The following is a 17,702-nucleotide window of genomic DNA, read 5'->3' as shown; positions in this document are numbered from 1 at the left end:
AGATATATGAAAAAGGTTTTATCCTATTTATTGGTTGTCACAATGTTATTTACCATATCGCCTGTCGTAAGCCGCGCACAAGATGAGGTTAAAATTGAAGATGATATATTAGTAGAACAGTTTGGTAAAGAAGCCGCAGAAAATATGTCCGTTTCTGTAGACCAAGTGGATTCTAATAATATGGTTGTTAAGAGTGAGTATGATTCTCAGAACTTGAATGCGGTCGCCTATATAAATATCGATAGTCTTGATGGGACCATTTCCGTGGAGGGACGAGTTCAAGAAGGTAATGTGGTTGAGGAAAGCTCCTATGATGTTCACTTATATACTATTGAAGAGAATGATTTTAATGCAGTTTTCATAAATAAGGAAACTGGTGAAATATATGAAATGGATACAATAAAGGCTTCAGCTTCCATTTGGCCATATATTCTTGCAATTATTGCGAGGGTGGGATTATCCGCAGCTCAGAAACAGTTCGGTAAAACAGCAGTAAAGGCTGCACTAAAAAATTTACCAAAGAGCGTTAAGAAAATCGATGATTCATTTCTAAAGAAAAATGGTATTGATGCACATGAGTTAAAGCAGGATTATTTGGGAAAAAAAGCGAAAATATCACAGTATGATTTATATATAGATAAAGATACTAAAAGAGTCTGGATATACAAAAAAGGTGGAAAAGGAACGCCGATCCCAACAGAAGAATTTATTAAGTAAATTAGAAAGGGGCTAAAATAAATGAAAACGGAGATCAATGTGGAATATTGCCTATATGGTGATGACCTAAATCCGGATGATATTACTAAACACCTTGAATTGGTACCTTCTCTAAGTTATAAAAAAGGTGATCTCATTAAAGAAAATAGAATAATGACAAGACTGGAGGGATGCTGGGAGATTGAAACAGGTTATTCTCCATCAATGGATATCAATGATGCTTTGAGTAAACTGGAAGACATACTCAATGAAAAAACAGACAAAATAATGGAGATTAAAAGAGCCAATGAGCTTGAAAGTAAATTGACCATTGTCATTAAGATTTATGATAACGAGGTGCCTGGCATGTACTTCTCTCCGTCTACATTATCCTTTATTGTGAACGACTTAGAGGCAGAAATGGATATTTGCACATATATAAACTAAGAACATACCGGAAATAAAAGAATTAGGGACGGACCTTCTACCTTAGCAAGGTCCGTCCCTCTAGGGTATATTGGGGACGGTTCCCGCTCTACCCTTTACACTTTTCTTTTATTAAAGTAGTTAGCTATTTGTTCAGTAGAATAGAATATTATTAACCCTACAGTTAAAATAATAAATGAACTACTTATTAACGGTCTATTATTTACCATTTCAAAGAGTGCATTAATAAAAAGGGTAACTCCCCAAAATATAAATGTACTCTGAAATGCGGTATTAACACTTTTCTTATAAATTCTTTCATCGTTTTTAAAAAACATATTGATTTCCTCTCAATGTCTAGGATTATATCTTAGCATTCGTCACTACTAAATCTTCCTCCCAATTAGCGAATCGGGGGCAGGCATTGTTTTCCGTTTAGCGAGGTACGTCCCTCTTTCAATTCCATCGCAACGATTTCTTAAACTCACGAAACGCCTGCTGAGAGTACTCATCCCCAAACTTTCGAATGACTCCTTCTATGTTTTCTTTTTCCTGAATTAAGATTGGATGTATTTCCGTTGTATTGGCCACTTCATAGACGGCATGTAGAAAATCGACCATCTCCCCTATTAAAAACCCATTTCGCAATTTCATTACTTCTTGGATGACGACAGGTATGTACTGAAAAGCTTCCTCTGAAGTCATGCTAGTAGTGATTTCCTCAAAGAAATGGCCGAAATACCATTCATCCTGATCGAGTTTCTCCTGCCAGTTATGGAATACCTCATGAAGTGGTTTCATGGAACTCATCCCTTTCTTAGGGACGGACCTCTCACTTAGAGAGGTCCGTCCCTCTTTCACATATTCAAAAACTCTTTTGCAACTACATGATCAGGATCTAATGACAGCATCCTTTTCGCCGTATCATATGCTTCTTCTTCACTGACTACTTTATCGGGGATTTGATGCAAGAATAACAGATTGGATAAGTACCTGATATCTTGTCGGTCTGTTAATTCCACACATCGCCTTGCATGATAAAGGGCAGCATAATAAGCACCGTCCAGGTAACTTAGTGGAATCGCCATCAATCTAAACGCCATCTCATGTAACTCAACGTTTTCCTCTTCGACTAGTAAACTCATAATGAATGCATAATTCGTTATACTTGAATCCTTGAAGGCCATTTCCATCAGTTCTCCATCAAGTTCTGAATAGGAAAGTTCATTCGTCATTTCTTTTGCCTCTTCAAAATGTCCTTTTATGATGAAATCATTTAGTTTATTTGTCATGTTTATTACCCACCAATTACTACTTTTTTTAACAATGGCCAGTCATATATCTCAAGGACCATTAACTAATTCATTGTACACGACTTCCTTAACCCCAACCTTAAAGCAACCTTAAATTAACCATAAATCTCAAAAACCACTGCCAATTTCATGGTAAAATAGGATGAAAATTTGATTTTACAAGACTGGGAGTAAGAGTATGGCAGAGTTGATTTATATAGCAGAAGATGATGTGGAAATAAATCACTTGATCACCCTTCATTTGCGGAATGAAGGGTATCGGGTGGAGCAGACTTATGATGGAGATGAAGTGATCCGTAAATGCAGGGAGAAGCGACCGAGCCTTCTCATCCTGGATTTGATGATGCCGAAAGTGGACGGGTTTCAGGTGATCAAGGAAGTTCGGAAAAGCTGTAAGGTCCCGATCATGCTGCTGACAGCGAGGGCCGATGATGCAGACAAAGTGTTGGGATTTGGGCTGGGGGCAGATGACTATGTCGTGAAGCCCTTCAGTATGGTTGAGCTCGTATCGAGAGTAAATGCCCAGATTCGAAGGTATACGGATTACAGTGTGGTGGAGGAAGAACCTGTCATTCGCAACGGATCCCTGGAGTATGATCCGATCAATCAGACGGTGACGAAGGATGGGGAGCGCCTCTTACTAACCCCGAAGGAAACGAAGCTGCTTTCGATTTTCATGAAGAATGTGAACCGGTTGTATACGAAGGCCCAGTTGTATGAGCTTGTATGGAACACGGACTACATCGGGGACAGCAATACGATCATGGTCCATATCAGTCGGATCAGAGAGCAAATTGAATCCGATCCTAAATCCCCGGCGTATATCACGACGGTGAAAGGGCTCGGCTATCGGATGGAGAATCATGAAAACTAATCCGATCCTTCTTAAAAAGCCCATTTCCATTACCAAGCAGTTTTTTATCAATTATTCTTTATTGTTTATCATTCTACTCGGAGTAGGGACGTTCACGCTGGTGGCTAACTTTGTGTATGTCGAGACCGTGTATGAGGACTTGGATCAGGACTTCCTGAAAGGGACGTATGAAGATGCGAAGGAATTGGGTATGAAAGCGGCATTCAAGAAGAATGAGCTGCCGGATCATGCCTATCTTGAAATCGTCAGTCCCGATTATAAGGTGATCGACCAATTCAATAGTTCACACAAGGTCGGGTTTAACTATGGATTGAATGAATTCCTAAAGGAAACCGATACGTATGATACGGATTTATATATACCTGAGAATAGTGAAGAGTATCTATTACTCTATTTTCCCGCAGATGACTATTTCCAATTGGATGATGTGTTCTTCTTCACCATCATCTTTTTCATGGTGTGCTTGATCGTCATTCTGTACTGGTACGTGAAGAGAACATCTGTCCAGCTCATTCAGCCGATCCAGAAGCTTCTGAAGGGGATCGATTCGATTTCATCAGGAAATTATGGAGAGAATATCGAGTTCGAGGCGAATCAGGAATTGAACCAGTTGAAGAACAACATTAACCAAATGGCAGAGACGATTGGCACAGAAATCGCATTGAAGGAAAGGTCCGAGAACTTGAGGAAACAGCTGATCTTGGATATTTCCCACGATTTGAAAACCCCCCTGACCAATATACAGGGTTACGCTGAAACGTTGACCAGCTTGACGAATCTGAGTCGAGCGGATCAGAAGAAATACACGGACATCATCGTGTCCAACAGCAAGAGAGCAAACCGGCTCATACATGACCTGTTCGACCTGTCGCATATGGATATAGACTGCGATTCGGTTTCGCTTAAGAAATATGATATGGCCGAATGGCTCCGGACCTTGTTGACTTCTTTTGTAGAAGAGTTCGAGGAAAAAGGAATGGAGTATCACCTGGATATTACCAAGGATACCCTGCTGGTGAAATTCGATCCCTCAAAGCTTGAGCGGGCGATTACGAATATTCTCCATAATGGGATGTCGTACAGTGATGGATATCTGTCGATTTCACTCAAGCAGCAACAGAATCAGGCCGTGATGATCATTGAGGATAGGGGAATAGGGATACCGGCCGCCTACCATGACAAAATATTCGAACCGTTTGTGCGGATGGACGAATCCCGGAATGGTGAGACCGGGGGAACGGGCCTGGGACTTGCGATTGCGAAGAAAATAATTGAACAACATGGTGGATCCATTGAATTGGATAGGGGATATGATGAGGGATGCCGGTTTGTGGTTGTGTTTGGCATTCAATAGATAGATAGTGGGACCAGACCTCCTGCCGGCACGGGGGTCAGGTTCTTTTTTTAGATTATTAAAACTATTTTAACGGAAGAACGAAACTACGTGTTAAAATATAGGAGGTTATACAGTCAGTTGTAAATTCAATAAGATCCTTAGGATGGAGGTTTGTTGAATGTCAGAGAATTGGGATGTTTATTTTGGTTATATTGAGGATCGGATGGCTTCAATTGTTCTGGATATGGATATCACAGAGGAAGTGAACACTGAAGAATACCATCATCCTTACTGTATCAGATTTAAAGTGAAAAGGCCGAATGAAGATGGATTTCCTATAGGAGCTGAAGCCGATCGATTAGGAGATATAGAGGATTCGCTTATTGATTCTTTGGACACTCACCACTTTGTTCATGTGGGGCGGGTGACAACTGACGGGATCAGGGATCTGATTTTTTATTCAAATCAAAAAGAGCAGGATGCTTTAGTCGATGCAGCTGAACGCTTCAGTCAACCGGCTGGCTATGAGGTGGAAGTCTTTCGTATTGAAGAGGATGAACCTTGGGAATTCTATTATGATATCTTATATCCTAATCAGTATCAACAACAGCATATGGGGAATCGTCATGTAGTGGAACGCCTGGAAGAGTCGGGGGACACATTACAGGTCCCGCGCAAGGTTGACCACTGGGTGTATTTTGACCATCCAAAGAGTATGAAACGTTTTACAAAAGCCATCAAGAAAGAAGGCTTTTCCATCGAAAGTGAAACGGGTCATCCCAATGAAGAAGGGAAATATGTGCTGACGATATCCCGGGTGGATTTAGTCGATCTTCCCTCCATTAATGAAGTAACGGACCTGCTTGTCGAAATCTCTGAAACATATGACGGGGAGTATGATGGGTGGGAAACGTTGGTGATTGAGTCATAAGGAAATCCGAGGGAGTTTTTTTAGAGGGAAATAGCAAGTGAAGGGCCTGGTTGAGAACGAAGTTAGGTACATAAGTAATGAACAAATAAGGAGGACGTACACATGAAAAAAGTGTTGGTATTGGTTACGGATGGTTTCGCTGATTGGGAAGCAAGTTACGTGACGGCAGAGATCAATAAATCAAAAACGGGTTATCAAGTTCAGACCATTGCGATCGACAAGGATCCTAAGGTGTCAATGGGTGGATTGACGGTCCTTCCCGACTTTAGTTTACAAGAAGCTCCTCTGGAATTTGAGATGCTCATTATTCCTGGTGGTACTGGGTGGAGAGAGGAAAAGAATCAGCAGGCGAAGAAGCTTGTGGATTATTGCTTTGAGCATGACATTCCGGTAGCGGCGATTTGTGATGCGACGACTTTTCTAGGAATTCACGGGTATCTTGACCATCTTAAACATACAGGTAATTCACTACCTTATTTAAAAGAGGAGGCACCTCATTATCGGGGCGATGAGAACTATATAGAGGACCAATCCGTTAGTGATGGCTGTCTGATCACCGCGAATGGAAGTGGAGCAGTGGAGTTTTCAAGAGATATTTTACGTAAATTGGGTGTTTTAAAGGGTGAAGAATTAGAGGGATGGTATGATATATTTAAGAGTGGTTTTATAAAAAAGTAGTAGAATGGCGACGGTTCTGCTGCTTCGTTTTGATCTAAGAGGAAGCACGAGAATCGTCCCCGCGCTTCCCCTTGACAATGATTGAAAATTTTATTATCTTAATAAAAAACCTAATACGTTTCTCACATTCGTATAACTCCAATAATATGGTTTGGAGGTCTCTACCAGGAACCAATAAATCCTGATTACGAAGAAGATACATTTATTTGTATTTTCTTCGTAATCAGGATTTTTTTTGTTGAAAAATTGAGGAGGTACAACAATGAATTATTCTACAATGCCTAAAATTGAACTGCACTGCCATTTGGATGGGAGTGTTCGACCCGAGACTATAATTGATATTGCAAAGAGAGAGGGCATCCATATCCCTTCCTTTGATATAGAAGAGATGAAAGAGGAGCTCATTGCTCCATTAGACTGCGAATCACTGGATGAATACTTAGAGAAATTCTCGATCCCTAATGCCGTTATGCAGTCGAAGGAATATTTAAAGAGGATCACCTATGAGCTTTATGAAGATGCAGCCAAGGAAAATGTGAAATATATGGAGGTTCGGTTCGCTCCATTACTTCATACACAGAAGGGGTTATCTGTAGAAGAAATCATTGGAAGTGTAATTGAGGGAATGAAAGAAGCAGAAGAACAATTTGATATTAAAGGGAATATCATTTTGTCTTGTATGAGAACGATGTCGGCGGAACGTGCATTTGAGGTCGTCGAACAGGGGAAGAACTTCCTTGGAAAAGGAGTCGTCGCGATTGATTTATGTGCTTCCGAAGAAGAAGGGTTCTGCGGGAAATTCATTGAACCCATCGCTCTGGCGAGAGAATATGGCTACAGAGTCACGATCCACGCCGGTGAAACTGGGATTGGGAAAAATGTGCTCGAGGCTGTTGAATGGTTAGGAGCAGAAAGAATCGGACACGGTGTATATATTACAGACTGTCCGGAAGCGTATCAGGTTGTAAAAGAAAAACAGATCGTGCTTGAAATCTGCCCAACGAGTAATGTTCAAACGAAAGCCGTAAACCAATTTCGAGATCACCCACTATACGATTTTCAAAAGGACGGAATAAAGATCACCATCAATACAGACAACAGAACGGTATCCGATACAACGATGACGAAGGAATGTGATTTAGTCTGGAACGAATTTGCAATGAGTGATGAGGATTATAGGGAGATTTATATGAATAGTGTGGAGGCTTGTTTTGCGAGTGATGAGGTGAAGGAAGGATTGAAGAAGTATTTGTAGTGAGCCACGGGGACATGTACCTTGGTCCCGTTTTGTATGAGAGCCACGGTACCTGTCCCCGTGATTCCCCGGAATCTCTATTTCTGAATTTTCAAACTAATATTCGGAGTTTATAAGATTTATGGTATAATAGAATGACAATCAAACGAAAGTGATTTGAGCTATGTTATTAAATGCAACTACAAACAGTCCAGTTGATTATTATTTTCGAGAAGTGGGAAAAGAAGAAGTAAAGGGTAATAGTTACCTTACTGATTATGGCTGGGAATTTAATTGGCTTCACCCGATATCACATGGTTTTAAGGTGTTTGGTTTAGTTACTAACTATAATCCTGAGTTTGTAGAAGGTCTTATTGCCTTGAAAGAAAACCCGGATGAAGACTTCCTTTGTGTAGATGTAGATATTATTGAATCTTCACCACAAAATAAGAAGTTCATAAAGGGTGTACTTAACAAAGAGCGGTCACATACAAATGTTGGAAGAGTCCTCATAGCGTTTGCTTGTTGGTACAGCATAGAAAAAGGTTTTGACGGGTATGTTGGTCTTACATCTAAAAGCAGCAAATATCCATTTTACGAGAGTATGGGAGCTCGTCTGACATATGGGCAGCATTTTATGTTTGATAACATTGCAGCTACAAGGCTTGTAAAAAAATATTTTCCGGGAGGTGTATTATGGTGGCAGGAACCAAATTAAAATCAAGATATATTAAAAAAACTCCAGGAGGGCATACTATAACCAGGAGTGATATTATGCATAAAGATATCGTAAAGTTTGATAATGCTTTTCCTGATGGGGTATTTGCATCCCCAGCACCCGCCGAATCCCCAAAAGTGAAAATAAGAGCATTGGACAAATACTGCAAAGAGCACGGCGTTAGACCAAAAGATTTAACTGAAGAAGAAATGCAACAGTTTCTTATTTATTAACAAGTCCCTAGGTTTCTAGGGGCTTTTTATTTTGATTTCCTATACGCTTTGGCTGGCCTGACCCTCAGCACCATAAAGCTTTGGTACCGAGGGTCAGGCCTATTTTTCGTTCGGAATAAGAAGGATCAAAGAACACCCCAACGTTCTTTGATCCTTCTTTTCCTTTTTTAAAAAAATTGTTCTATTACTCACCTCTATAGTGTATGATACATAGTATAAACCATATAGTGTACGATACACAGTATAATTCAATCAAAGAGGTGAACATATGGATAAGTCACTGCTGACATCTCTGACGACGGAACTGCGGAGGGGGACATTGACCCTGGCGGTATTAAGTCAATTGCGGACACCGCAGTATGGATATTCACTTGTCCAATTACTGGAGAAAAGCGGAATTTCGATGGAGCAGAGTACACTCTATCCGCTGCTGCGCCGTTTGGAGAAGCAAGAGCTGGTCACAAGTAGCTGGGACCGGTCGGAAAGCAGGCCGAGGAGATATTATGTGCTGAGCGAATACGGCACTGAGATCTTGGGCCAGTTACAGACCGAATGGGAAAAGATGTCTGGGGAATTGGCCATTTTATTAAAAGGGGATGAGGAAGGATGAAGCTTGTTGAACTCTATATTCAAGAAGTGATGAGAAGGCTGCCGGAGAAGAGTCGGGAGGATATTGCCCTTGAATTGAAATCAACGATTGAAGACATGCTGCCGGAGGATTATACAGAAGATGATGTGAGAGAGGTACTGACGTCACTCGGGAATCCTGCCGTGCTGGCCTCGAATTATCAAGACAGGCCGATGCACCTGATCGGGCCAAGATATTATGATCTTTATATGACGCTCTTGAAGATCATTCTCCCCATTTCAGCTGCTGTCACGTTCATCGTGTTAGCCGTATCATCTGTATTGAGCTACTCAGGGGAATCAAGTCCCATTGAGATATTCCTGTCCATCGCAGGAAATGGGGTGGTCGAAGTCATCGGAACAGGGATGCAGGTCTTCTTTTGGCTGACGCTCACATTCGCCATCATCGAGCGGACCGTTTCCACGGACAGTCAGCTTCCGATCACCATGAAAGGAAAAGAGTGGACGCCTGATGACTTGAAAGACATCCCGTATATCCCGAAAGAAAAACGGATTTCCAAGCTGGAGATTTTCGGAGGTTTGATTTGGACGGTCATCTGGTCAACCTGTTATTTTAAAGCGTCAAGTATCGTCGGATTGTATGAAAAGAGTGACAACGAAAGAACGTTCACTCCTTTCTTTGATGGGGATGTGCTCATTAAGTATTGGCCTTTGGTCGTGTTCCTGATCGGCTTGGAACTTCTCCTGCTGCTTAGAAAATGGAAAGCGGGGGTCTGGACCAGGAAGCTTGCGATAGTGAATGCAGTATATCAGTTCATTCCTGTTCTAGCCTTTATGTTTGTTTTCAGGAACATGGAGGTGCTCAATGCCGATTTCATAGATAGGATACAGGAACTGTTCGACGCCTCTTTCAATTTCCAGTGGCTGTACCTGACCGTATCGGTTGGATTATTGGTCACTGCGGTGATCAATAGCTATGATGGGTTTAAGAAGGCTTATAAATGAATGGGACGCATCGAGTTCTGTGAATGGAGTAAGGTTCTGATCAGGAGATCGGAGCCTTTTTTTCTTGGGTGAAAAGGTATTTGAGGGTGATTTTGAAAAGAAGATAGTGAATGAAAATATGTAGTTCGTATCACAGGGAGAAACGATCGAATTAGCAACCCAGAATATCGAGATGTGTTCGAAATTGTAAAAAACAAATAGGTAATTTATGTTAAAATATCTTTAGAAACTTGGTGCTTTCCATTAACGGCAGGAGAATGAATAAGCAGAATAACGAATGATAAAACAAAATGATTACATTCGTTGACGTAAATACCGATATCAGTAGTACAAAAAATGAAGGGAGAGAAACTTTTATGGAAGTTATCATGGTCATTTTACCTTTAATTCTAATAGGTTTCATTTATTTTATCCCAAGCTACATAGCTAGTAAAAAAAATAAGCATAACAAAATTCTAATTTATATTATTAATTTCTTTTTAGGATGGAGTTTGTTTGGTTGGTTCGCAGCTTTATATTTGGCAATTAAAAAAGATCATCGCGATCAATTATCAATTAATAATAAAGGGCTTAGTAAATAAAGAACCCAAAATAAGTCTGACATAAAAGACCCTAATTGGGAACCAATATAAGTGGGGGGTTATTACAGGAAGTTATACAAGAAACTCTATTATCGAGGTGTTTTATTTTGCAAAAATGCGATCATTGTAATACTCCATTTTGCTGGAGTGAAATCTATAAATCGTTTGTATGGACATATAAACCAATTGAGTGTAATAACTGTGGAACGGAACATAGAATAACCATTTTGGGGAGGTTATCTTTTGTTCTTTGCACAATTGTCCCTGCGATGATTTTTATGAATTTCCTATCCCCTTTCGATAATTTCATTTTAACTTTTGTTATATTGATATCCATTCTCTTGGGTGGTTCATTGCTAACACCATTTTTTGTTAAGTATAAGGGGGAAGTGTGAGCTAAAGGGGCTATGGATTAAGATTTGCAAGCTGATTCTTCATCTTTATTACATAAACCCGCAGGATTACTGAACAAAGGAGGGAGATGAAACCGGCACACATGGGCGAATATAAAAGGCTAGTTACACTCTTAAATAGGTTCAAGCAAATGTTTTATTATTATGACGATGAAGATTTTTCTCCCTCTGAGAAAAAATATATTGATAATATCAAGAAAACAAATCCATATGGGCTTTTGGTGTTAATCTTTGGTGGGGTTTCATTCACATTTGGACCACAATATGTCATTCTACCTATCGCAACTTTGACCATTGCAATACTTACACTTGGGACTTTTGATAAAGAAAAAGAAGACAATCCGTGGACATTTATGTTGGGGTCCATTCTATCACTCATAGGTTTATATATGTATATTGTTGGAGCTGTTCATATTCTAATATGATAAGAGTTATTCTTTTGAAATTCGTTAATTGGACAAAGAGAGTAGAAATTGATTTTGGGCTTATCCCGTTAAATGTATTATAGATCGGAAATATGGAGACAATAAAGAGGTGATTTTTTTAATTAGGAGGGGATTATATGTTCATGATTATACGAGTGATCCTGTGGATATTTGCTGCATGGCGATGGGGGGATTGGCGGCATTGGAAGAAGTACCAATCTACCATCTTGTTTTTCATCTTACTTGATTTATTATATAATTTTCTAACATATAATCACACGTTGTGGCAATACGAGCCTACATCTCTTATACCCAATCATACTTTGAACAATATGATTGTGATGTTTATATTTTATCCTTGCATTGTACTTATCTATCTAGGACGATATCCATCTGGTAAGGTCAAGCAAGGTGCCTGGATTATTTTTTGGGCATCATTTTTATCTCTCATTGAGTTTATCAACAACAAAGTGGGCCTCATAACCTTCCATAATGGTTGGAATATAAAGTGGTCCATATTTTTTTATCTGTATTCCTTGCCCATATTAAGACTTCATTATAAAAGACCATTAGCGACCTATTTATTGGCAGTAGTGATCACTATAGGGTTGTTATGGATACTCAAAGTTCCTATAAGCAAAATGAAATAAGTACTGTGTTCTTATCTGTATCACTTGATATTGATTGAAGTAATCAGTTTTCTGGAATTTATACAAAGATCCCCTTCACCTAAATGGATAAAGGGGATCTTTCCTTTCATATTTCATATTGAGAGGTTGAGTGGGAAGGTCAAGAGCTGACTATAAAGCTAATGGCGGGCCGGAACCGACCAAAATAAAAGTCGAAAGTTCTGTGAAACTCTATTCACCTTTGTTGCACACTGCTGATACTTGACACAAGTATGTCTAAATAATATTATAAAAAAGACCGATTGTTCTTTTTTTGGAGGTGAAATTTTGAATAAAGGAAAAAAAACTAGAACACACATCATAGAAAAGTCATCTGTATTGTTTAACAAAACTGGTTATAAAATGACCTCCATTTCAGATATTATGGATGCGACCGGCCTTAAAAAAGGTGGGATTTATAACCATTTTGAAAACAAAGATACATTGGCAAAGGAATCTTTTTCGCATTCGAAAAACGTATTAAAAGAAAAATACTATGAAGCAGTCGCATCAAAAGACACTGCCTACAAACAGCTTGACGCGTTTATCTCCATCTTTTGTTCATTGTACGAAAATAATATAGTAGTTGGAGGATGTCCACTAATGAATGCTGCCATAGAAGCAGATGATTCGAAAGTGGATTTTGAGGATTCCATAAAAGATGGCTTCTCGGGATTATTAAATTTAATTCAGAAAATTATTGAATATGGACAAAAACAGAAAGAAATTGACAATGACTTAGATAATCAACAAGTAGCTATATTCATTCTCTCTTCTTTAGAAGGTTCTCTAGCCTTGAGCCGTTTGTTTCAAGATAAGTCTTATTTAGAATCGGTTATTAAACAAATAAGGTCCACTCTTTTCCGATAAACATCCATTTTAATATTTTTTTTGAAAAAAAGAGACCGTTCAGTCTCTTTTAGTCTGAACTTAGTGCAGTTAAGGACCTTAATAAAGAGTATTAAGGAATGGGGTGATTATCACTAAATTAACTGAGACATCCCAGGAAATGAAATCTGAGTAAAAGAATGAAAAAAAGGAGGTGTTTCTATAGTGAAACGTATGCTATTAGTATCATTTTTAATGTCGGTAGGGGCAACTTTTGTCACTCCATTATTTCCTTTGTACAGTGAGACGTATGAGATGAATAGTTTGGAAATCACAATACTATTTGCCATTTATGCAACCTTCTTATTACCGAGTTTACTTATAATCGGTGTAAATTCGACTAGATGGGGATTGAAGAGGATTGTGCGTATCAGCATATGGCTTTCCATTTTGTCTACACTTATTTTTCTCGTAAGCGCTAATGACTGGATGCTTTATTTAGCGAGAATAATGGAAGGCATTGCTTATGGGGCGTTTACAGGATCAGCTGCTGCTTATTTAATCCTACAGACTTCTCCGGACAGGACCCAAAAAGCGATAAAACTATCAGGAGTAGCTATACTTTCAGGATTTGGATTTGGTCCTGCAATTGCAGGGGGAATTATTGAATACAGTAATTTGCAACCACTTCGGTTTCCATATGGAATCTTACTTGCTCTTCTCATCATTTCACTCATCCTGTTGGAAACTCTTCCTAAAGATGCTGTTACCGGTGAACAGAGGAAAAGTAATACAAAGGTTTCTTTAGGGTTACCCAAGAAAATTCGTTCTCCATTTGTTTCAATGGCAGGATTGCCAATTTTTACAGTTTTTACTATACAAGGAATTGTCTTTTCTTTAATTCCTACTTTCGTTAAAAGTGTCATTCAAACATCCAATCTCGCAGTTTCAGGGATGATTATCTTTGTTCTCCTCATTGGGGCAGTTTTGGCTCAGTTTATTCCCTGGTTAAGTCATCCAGTCAAACGTATACGAATTGGAATCCTGCTTCTGTTAACCGGGGCTTGGATCATTGTTGCTTCTGGTATTGTCTCAAACTTACCATTGCTTTGGGTAGGTATTATCCTGCAGGCTATGGGTGGTGGGTGGACCTTTCAAATAGCTTTAACATTTGCAGGGCAGTTACCTAATCCGGTAGAGCGTCCAAGAGTAATTTCGATCTTTTATTTGTTTGCTTACTCAGGCTTTATTTTCCCTGTAGTTGGTGTCGGATTGCTCTCTCTATTTCTTGATTTGCATTTTTCTCTCATTATTCTTAACATTTTCGTTACACTTATCGCCATCTATGTTTTGAAATATTCTGAAGTCTTTTCTCGTCACTACTCACATTTAGGTGGTTCAACAAAACCTATGAAAAATCAAAAACCCACAATAGTAAACAGATGAATGTAAAAACAAATCATTTCTGCCAGAAAGAAATGTTGCTAGTCATAGAGCAAAATTGTCTAGATTAAGTGGTTTTTGGAAACATCTATATCTGAAGGATCGATAAATGATAAATCCAATTATGTGTCTCAATAAATTAACATTCATACTTTATTACTTCCGTACATTGGGGAGAATAACAGTAAAAAATTTCCAAGGAGAGATGCCTTATGACTCAAAGAGTTGCCTATTATGAAGTTGCTGCTGATGCTATGAAAATTATGATGGATATGGAGAAATATACAAAAAAAACAAAGATTGACCGCAAACTTCGAGAACTTATAAAGATTCGTGCTTCTCAAATTAATGGGTGTGCATTCTGCATTAACATGCATACATCCGATGCTAGGAAAATGGGAGAAACTGAACAGCGAATTTATTGCCTGAACGCATGGGAAGAATGCGAATTTTATTCGCCGGAAGAAAAAGTAGCCCTGGAACTTACCGAACACATCACTCTAATTCCAACCCAAAGAGTACCTAATAACCTGTACATGCGTGTCCGGGAACATTTTGATGAGAAACAATATGTTGACCTAGTAATGATTATAAATCAGATCAATAGTTGGAACAGAATTTCAATTGCAATGGGAAATACAGCTGGTAAAGATAATTAAAGGGGGTGCACCTATCCATACAGAATTAATACTTCTGTGGTAAAACTACGTATTCGTAACCAAAATTTTTTAATATATCTACTATTCGTTAACAATATTGAACAAGGTCAAACAGATAACTTGTCATTTATACTTTCTTAAATGCTTCAAATGGTATTAACCATTTATTGAAGCAGTAATGTAGTAAGAGCTGTTCAAGTATTGATGATTGACTCAGCAAAAGCATAGTTTGTCGAGTCAATCCATCAATACGAATTAACATGTAATCTTCTTGCTCGGATAATCTCCTCACAGTCGAGGTGCCTGAGACCGATGTTAATCTAAATTATAAAGCTGGAATATGTACATCTTTCAAGATATCTTGGAGACATGGTGTATGCGTTCGCAGGTAAGAACAAATCAGAAACAGCGAATCATTAGTTGGGAGCTAAAATTTCTTTAGCCGTGTAATGAAAAACATGATAGGAATATAGATATAAAGAAAATACATTCCCATAGTTGAATGATAATCGGTTAACAGGCGAATACTCTTGTAATCCTTTACGAATAGACCTGCAATCAGCATTCCAATGAGAAAAATCAGGAGACTCGAACGCCTCTTAGCATTGAAGGTGTTCAGCATTCCTCGGCTCGCTACCCAAAGGCCGAGAGAAATATTTGCCAAAATTTTGATCAACCAAACCGATATGGCTAAATATTCTAATCTTTGCAAAATAGGTACTTGAATGATCTTAAGCATAGTGAGCGTCGGCCATAGAAGATGACGAATATAGTCTACATTGAAAAACATCAACGTTATGAGCGTTGTTAACAAATAGAAAGAGGTTACAAATAGCACAGTGACATGCGCCCATTTTTGCGATTTTTCTGGTGTTTTGATAAAGGGGTAATAGACAAGGATCGCTTCGAACCCCATGAATATATAAAGTGTGCTCTTAAACGAGGAAAGGACTTCAGGCATTGAATGGTCATTGAATGACATGAGGTTCTGAGGATGGAGATGGGGGAGTAGCAAAAGTATGAACGGAATGACTATTAAATATGAAATCAACATTCCCCAGAAGCTAAGCCCGGTTACGCTTCGAAACCCTCCAGATACCGTATAATATATAAGAAGTAATAGTACGATCCCCATGGGAAACGTATTCATTTCTGGAAAGACCCAAACTTGAACAACGTCATTATAGGCACGAAATTCAATAAAAGCCCCTATGTAAAAATAAAGAATAATTGCTACATTTATTGTACTCCCAAATATTTTTCCAAAACATAAAGTATTAATATGGGTAATATCAATCCCTTCTTGTTTTAGGAGTAGAATCTTGTAGATCATCCAGATAATCAAGTGAATACTTATTCCCAACAGAAGGACAGTCATCCATGAGTCATTTCCCATTCTTTTGACAAGGCTGTGCTGGAAGTTCAATATACCTACACCGACCATGCTGACATATATCAAAAATACAATGAAGAAGGGTGATATTTGATATTTTTCATCAATCGGATTCTGCATAAATAATCGATCTCCCTTTTCATATCAACTGATTTATTCTGTAGTTCCTGATTGATTTATCGTGACGTCCACACGTACATGTGTATTGATTTCTGGATACATTTCACTTAGTTCTTTAGAGTTCAAATCCTTAGATTTATGTCTAACTAAGTCTCCGAAACCGACAGGATCCACATTGTTTTCCTGGAAAAAAGATAGTAATGTTTGAATTTCTTTCTCAAAATGGTTTCCCATTTTTTTTTCGAGTTTTGTTACCTTAGCCTTTGACTTCAATACGGCTAAATCGGGGATTTCCTCCACTTTGACGTTCATCTCTAAACGGATGGAAATCGAGGGGGCGGATTCTTCTATCTTTACGTGCTTAGACACCTTTGATTTGTTAATATGAATTAAAATTTGCTTCTCAGGGTCTTCATTTAAGGCTTCTTTTGTACCTGGAACCATATACCTCCCAACTTTAGCGTGATTAAGAAGCAAATTTAGTAAGAAAGCTTCTTCATTGTTAATATTAATTATCTTCTTATCCTTTCTAAATAAAGCTAACCCATCAATCTTTACTTCTCCTTGTTCCTTCTTGAAAAATGGAAGGAACATATCACGTCCTTCTCCATAATAATTGAATAATGCTTCATGTAGATTCATCATGGGTAGATTACCGTTATTAATATTTTGTTCGACCATATAGGTTAAAAAAAAAGGCTCTCCTGATTTTTGTATTATATCCAATAATTCTGCTGCGTTACCCTCTGCTACTCCGAGTTGAAGCATTGAAGGGATTTTTGGATCCCGAGTCAAACTTTGTAATTGATCTCCAATTCCCTTTTCTGAATAGTCATTCCCTAATAACACCATACCCAATTGACCTTTTTCAATTTGATGTTTTGTCCTTCGGTTGATTCTTGGAATGAGATCATAATTAGAACTGGAAACAGTATCGATCAGCTTGAATTCCGTATCCCCCATGGCCTTATAGCGAGGAATAAGAATCGCCCCCTTATAGCTTTTCCCATCACTATCAATACTAAGGATTTGGGGCAGTTCAATATCATCAATCACTTTTTGCTTGGGAATACAACCAGGTAAACATGTGCTCAAAACGATCATCAGGGTAATCAATGTAGTCTTAGCCATAGTTGGCTT

General features: G+C 38.6%; 22 protein-coding genes and 1 riboswitch. Of the genes, 18 read left to right on the top strand and 4 right to left on the bottom strand.

Features of this window, described 5'->3' with window-relative positions:
- The first annotated feature begins 6 nt into the window (after positions 1-6).
- On the top strand, positions 7-717 hold the full coding sequence (locus tag ACIFOD_RS04850) for an SAR2788 family putative toxin (protein ID WP_430313657.1): 711 nt from the start codon (positions 7-9) through the stop codon (positions 715-717).
- 21 nt (positions 718-738) lie between these two features.
- Positions 739-1,143, top strand: coding sequence for a DUF4279 domain-containing protein (locus ACIFOD_RS04845; RefSeq protein ID WP_430313656.1), 405 nt, complete (start codon positions 739-741; stop codon positions 1,141-1,143).
- Between the two features lie 435 nt (positions 1,144-1,578).
- Here the strand turns inward: ACIFOD_RS04845 and ACIFOD_RS04840 are convergent, their stop codons facing one another.
- The gene (locus ACIFOD_RS04840; protein ID WP_430313655.1) at positions 1,579-1,932 is read right to left on the bottom strand and encodes an ABC transporter; all 354 of its coding nucleotides are present in this window, start codon (positions 1,930-1,932) and stop codon (positions 1,579-1,581) included.
- Between the two features lie 47 nt (positions 1,933-1,979).
- Positions 1,980-2,414: a hypothetical protein gene (locus tag ACIFOD_RS04835; RefSeq protein ID WP_430313654.1), complete on the bottom strand. Its 435-nt coding sequence runs from the start codon at positions 2,412-2,414 to the stop codon at positions 1,980-1,982.
- Positions 2,415-2,613: 199 nt separating this feature from the next.
- Here ACIFOD_RS04835 and ACIFOD_RS04830 point away from each other — a divergent pair, with 199 nt between their 5' ends.
- From ACIFOD_RS04830 to ACIFOD_RS04755, 16 genes are all read left to right on the top strand, one after another.
- Positions 2,614-3,309 carry a response regulator transcription factor gene (locus tag ACIFOD_RS04830; RefSeq protein WP_430313653.1) on the top strand — a complete coding sequence of 232 codons (696 nt, stop codon included), beginning with the start codon at positions 2,614-2,616 and terminating at the stop codon, positions 3,307-3,309.
- Positions 3,299-4,663, top strand: coding sequence for a HAMP domain-containing sensor histidine kinase (locus tag ACIFOD_RS04825; RefSeq protein WP_430313652.1), 1,365 nt, complete (start codon positions 3,299-3,301; stop codon positions 4,661-4,663). The genes ACIFOD_RS04830 and ACIFOD_RS04825 overlap by 11 nt, the downstream gene beginning before the upstream one ends.
- A gap of 160 nt (positions 4,664-4,823) precedes the next feature.
- Positions 4,824-5,576: a DUF695 domain-containing protein gene (locus ACIFOD_RS04820; protein ID WP_430313651.1), complete on the top strand. Its 753-nt coding sequence runs from the start codon at positions 4,824-4,826 to the stop codon at positions 5,574-5,576.
- Between the two features lie 102 nt (positions 5,577-5,678).
- Complete coding sequence (locus ACIFOD_RS04815) at positions 5,679-6,254, top strand: type 1 glutamine amidotransferase family protein (RefSeq protein ID WP_430313650.1); 576 nt, start codon at positions 5,679-5,681, stop codon at positions 6,252-6,254.
- A gap of 108 nt (positions 6,255-6,362) precedes the next feature.
- Positions 6,363-6,462: riboswitch (purine riboswitch) on the top strand.
- A 54-nt stretch (positions 6,463-6,516) separates the two neighbouring features.
- A complete protein-coding gene (gene add / locus ACIFOD_RS04810; protein ID WP_430313649.1) occupies positions 6,517-7,509 on the top strand; it encodes an adenosine deaminase in 993 nt (330 codons plus the stop codon).
- A 163-nt stretch (positions 7,510-7,672) separates the two neighbouring features.
- Entirely contained in the window at positions 7,673-8,206 is a 534-nt protein-coding gene (locus ACIFOD_RS04805; RefSeq protein ID WP_430313648.1) for a hypothetical protein, read from the top strand.
- Positions 8,185-8,439, top strand: a complete 255-nt coding sequence (locus tag ACIFOD_RS04800; protein WP_430313647.1) for a hypothetical protein — start codon at positions 8,185-8,187, stop codon at positions 8,437-8,439. The genes ACIFOD_RS04805 and ACIFOD_RS04800 overlap by 22 nt, the downstream gene beginning before the upstream one ends.
- Positions 8,440-8,707: 268 nt before the next feature.
- Positions 8,708-9,049, top strand: a complete 342-nt coding sequence (locus ACIFOD_RS04795; RefSeq protein WP_427598305.1) for a PadR family transcriptional regulator — start codon at positions 8,708-8,710, stop codon at positions 9,047-9,049.
- Positions 9,046-10,032, top strand: a complete 987-nt coding sequence (locus ACIFOD_RS04790) for an HAAS signaling domain-containing protein (protein WP_430313646.1) — start codon at positions 9,046-9,048, stop codon at positions 10,030-10,032. Before ACIFOD_RS04795 ends, ACIFOD_RS04790 begins: the two co-directional genes overlap by 4 nt.
- A 290-nt stretch (positions 10,033-10,322) precedes the next feature.
- Positions 10,323-10,613, top strand: coding sequence for a superinfection immunity protein (locus ACIFOD_RS04785; protein ID WP_430313645.1), 291 nt, complete (start codon positions 10,323-10,325; stop codon positions 10,611-10,613).
- Between the two features lie 35 nt (positions 10,614-10,648).
- On the top strand, positions 10,649-11,008 hold the full coding sequence (locus ACIFOD_RS04780; RefSeq protein ID WP_430313644.1) for a TIGR04104 family putative zinc finger protein: 360 nt from the start codon (positions 10,649-10,651) through the stop codon (positions 11,006-11,008).
- 101 nt (positions 11,009-11,109) lie between these two features.
- A complete protein-coding gene (locus ACIFOD_RS04775; protein WP_430313643.1) occupies positions 11,110-11,451 on the top strand; it encodes a cell division protein FtsK in 342 nt (113 codons plus the stop codon).
- A gap of 137 nt (positions 11,452-11,588) precedes the next feature.
- Positions 11,589-12,101, top strand: coding sequence for a CBO0543 family protein (locus ACIFOD_RS04770; RefSeq protein WP_430313642.1), 513 nt, complete (start codon positions 11,589-11,591; stop codon positions 12,099-12,101).
- A 306-nt stretch (positions 12,102-12,407) separates the two neighbouring features.
- On the top strand, positions 12,408-12,989 hold the full coding sequence (locus ACIFOD_RS04765; RefSeq protein WP_430313641.1) for a TetR/AcrR family transcriptional regulator: 582 nt from the start codon (positions 12,408-12,410) through the stop codon (positions 12,987-12,989).
- Positions 12,990-13,181: 192 nt separating this feature from the next.
- Complete coding sequence (locus ACIFOD_RS04760) at positions 13,182-14,393, top strand: MFS transporter (RefSeq protein ID WP_430313817.1); 1,212 nt, start codon at positions 13,182-13,184, stop codon at positions 14,391-14,393.
- Positions 14,394-14,602: 209 nt separating this feature from the next.
- Positions 14,603-15,049: a carboxymuconolactone decarboxylase family protein gene (locus ACIFOD_RS04755; RefSeq protein WP_430313640.1), complete on the top strand. Its 447-nt coding sequence runs from the start codon at positions 14,603-14,605 to the stop codon at positions 15,047-15,049.
- A gap of 427 nt (positions 15,050-15,476) precedes the next feature.
- On the opposite strand, the gene ACIFOD_RS04750 is transcribed toward ACIFOD_RS04755, so the two are convergent.
- The gene (locus ACIFOD_RS04750) at positions 15,477-16,562 is read right to left on the bottom strand and encodes a GerAB/ArcD/ProY family transporter (RefSeq protein ID WP_430313639.1); all 1,086 of its coding nucleotides are present in this window, start codon (positions 16,560-16,562) and stop codon (positions 15,477-15,479) included.
- Between the two features lie 33 nt (positions 16,563-16,595).
- On the bottom strand, positions 16,596-17,693 hold the full coding sequence (locus tag ACIFOD_RS04745) for a Ger(x)C family spore germination protein (protein WP_430313638.1): 1,098 nt from the start codon (positions 17,691-17,693) through the stop codon (positions 16,596-16,598).
- Positions 17,694-17,702: the final 9 nt, after the last annotated feature.

Origin of the sequence: Rossellomorea sp. NRS-1567 (assembly GCF_050467885.1) — a bacterium.
Classification (GTDB): domain Bacteria; phylum Bacillota; class Bacilli; order Bacillales; family Bacillaceae_B; genus Rossellomorea; species Rossellomorea aquimaris_C.
This window is presented reverse-complemented; position numbering and strand designations above follow the sequence as displayed.